The organism is Bacillus sp. SIMBA_074 (genome assembly GCF_046534555.1).
GTDB classification, from domain to species: domain Bacteria; phylum Bacillota; class Bacilli; order Bacillales; family Bacillaceae_G; genus Bacillus_A; species Bacillus_A mycoides.
The window spans coordinates 1-2,355 of sequence record NZ_JAWRYM010000067.1 but is presented as its reverse complement, the minus strand read 5'-3'; the positions used below and the strand labels follow the sequence as shown (position 1 = coordinate 2,355).

The following is a 2,355-nucleotide window of genomic DNA, read 5'->3' as shown; positions in this document are numbered from 1 at the left end:
TCGTTTCGACTTAGGTTTTTTTGTGTTTATTTTTATTTACCGAAGGTTAAAATCCATAAATTTAATAACCCTAAAGATGAAAAAATAATGAAATAGAAATGGTATAAAATAAAATTCGGATGATAAAGTAATACGTTTAAATATAAATAGAAGGTAAGAATTACCTTTTTATGTTAATTTAGTTGTCGAATGAACAATAATGTTTTTGATCTTATATGAAAAGATTAAGTGAAAAATAGCTATCCAGTTCTTTTTCACTTAATCTTTTTGTATTTTTAAGGGATTTTACATAAGAAAAAATCTATAATTAAGGTAGCTAACATATATTTTTTGATGGGTGTGGGGGATTATGAAAGAAATATGCATGTTATTAGTGGCTGTTATATTATGGGGGACAGCCATTGCACCAACGAAATGGGCATTAGAATCCATTCAACCGTTTACTTTGTTATTTATTCGTCTTTTCTTTGCGGGTGGAATTTGTATGCTTTTCTCATTTAACGAACTACAAAAAGCAGTTATACATAAACATATTCCGTGGAAAAGAATGAGTTTACTGTCTTTTACTGGTGTAGCTGGGTACTTTATGTTCACATCCTATGGTATTTCTTTAACAAGTGGATTACATGTTAGTATTATTGATGCTGCATTGCCATTAGTTACAATTCTTTTTTCAGCGTTCTTTCTGAAAGAGAAAATTCAGATGGATTATTGGATCGGAATTATGTTGGGCGCTATAGGAGTGCTCTTTATTACAATTCCATCTAGCGATACTAATCAAGAGGTGTCTTTAATAGGAGATATACTTATTTTATTAAGTACCTTTTTATTTGCGTTCTACACAGTTTTGTTAAAACGGCCAAAACAAGAACGACGTTTATCTAATAAAGTTTTCACTACAGTAACACTAATGATAGGTGCAGCTATTGTGTTGCCATTTGCAATGATAGAAATTTTTTACTACGGTTTCCCAAAAATCGAAACATGGAAGATTGGATTTAGTGTAGTATACCTTGTTATTGGGGCAACAATTTTAGCATATTGGTTCTGGAATAAAGCGCTAGAGACGGTCTCGGCATCAATAAGTGGACTGTACTTAAATGGATTGCCGTTAATAAGTATCATTACTTCAATTATCCTATTAAATGAATCTCTGACATGGAAGATAATAATGGGAGGGAGTCTAGTTTTAATTGGAGTAGGATGGGCGGATAAGCAAAAGTTACGTAATCTATTAAAGGGTAATAAAATGGATAGTAGGGACTGTTAAATTGTATGTTTTATATAGTTTAAATGTTAAAAAGATACCTCATATATATGTATAAGGTATCTTTTTATATTTAGCGAAGATAATGGACTTAAATTAGTAGGGATATTCTTTGTTATATCTATATGTATCGAAATCTTTTTGAAATATTGTTTTGACGAGCTGTATACATTCATCATCATAAAAGCTTTCAAAAGTCGGGTGACGAGGGAATAAAGGATCAGTAATATCGGCATCGCTGAAATTCCCTTTATAAATCATGGCAGGGGTTTGATGATGCCATGATGTTGAAAACTCATTTATCGGTGCAGGTTTTAATTCGAAACGTTTTTCTAATTCTTTCATTTCCTGATCGAAATTTTCTAAGTATATATAATTGGTTACATACTCTTCTTCACCTGCTATATATTGTTGTGTAAAGTGAGCGTTAATATCATTTGCATGAGCACCTTTAGTAAATAGGTAGTATAAAAATTGTTTGAATGAGATTCCTTTAGGAGAATTTTCATTTTGATATAAAAACTTTCGAATGGGTTTCCATTCTTCATTTTCTACATAAGGAGGTGCAATTAAGGACACGAAAGAACTGACTGCTCTTCTAAACGGATTGCGAACCAGTTTGAAAGTTTCCTTTTGTTTATCTCGTAGTGCTACACTTAGCCGTATATTATAGGCCGGTGTACTTTTGTATATTTCATATTCGAAATTATGGATGAAGGGGTGATAGTTTAAAGCTGTTTGTAATAAATCAATCTGGTAAAAAAACCACTTAGCAAGGGAAGTACAACCACTTTTTTGACTCCAAAATAGAATGAGAGGAAAGTTTCTATGATAGTGTGGGCTTCTTGCATTAGTACTAATGATGTGTAATAAGGAGGGATCCAACAATTGATGCACTCCTTTCATGTATCTTGATTATATATATGTAAAATAAAGATGAGGTATGAGTGTATGGAATTTTTTTGTGGAAAATGAAAAAGAAATGTTGACTATTATTATATAGAGGTGTAATATAGAACAAGTCGCCGATAGCAACAACGCAGAAAGCGACAAAAGAAATAAAAAAACTTGGTTGACATTGAAATATG

2 protein-coding genes are annotated in these 2,355 nt (G+C 31.6%); one reads left to right on the top strand and one right to left on the bottom strand.

The window, feature by feature from the left end:
• Positions 1-349: 349 nt before the first annotated feature.
• The gene (locus tag SB773_RS29720; protein WP_016093471.1) at positions 350-1,270 is read left to right on the top strand and encodes a DMT family transporter; all 921 of its coding nucleotides are present in this window, start codon (positions 350-352) and stop codon (positions 1,268-1,270) included.
• A 93-nt stretch (positions 1,271-1,363) separates the two neighbouring features.
• Here the strand turns inward: SB773_RS29720 and SB773_RS29715 are convergent, their stop codons facing one another.
• On the bottom strand, positions 1,364-2,155 hold the full coding sequence (locus SB773_RS29715; protein WP_002139383.1) for a sulfotransferase family 2 domain-containing protein: 792 nt from the start codon (positions 2,153-2,155) through the stop codon (positions 1,364-1,366).
• Between the last annotated feature and the right edge of the window lie 200 nt (positions 2,156-2,355).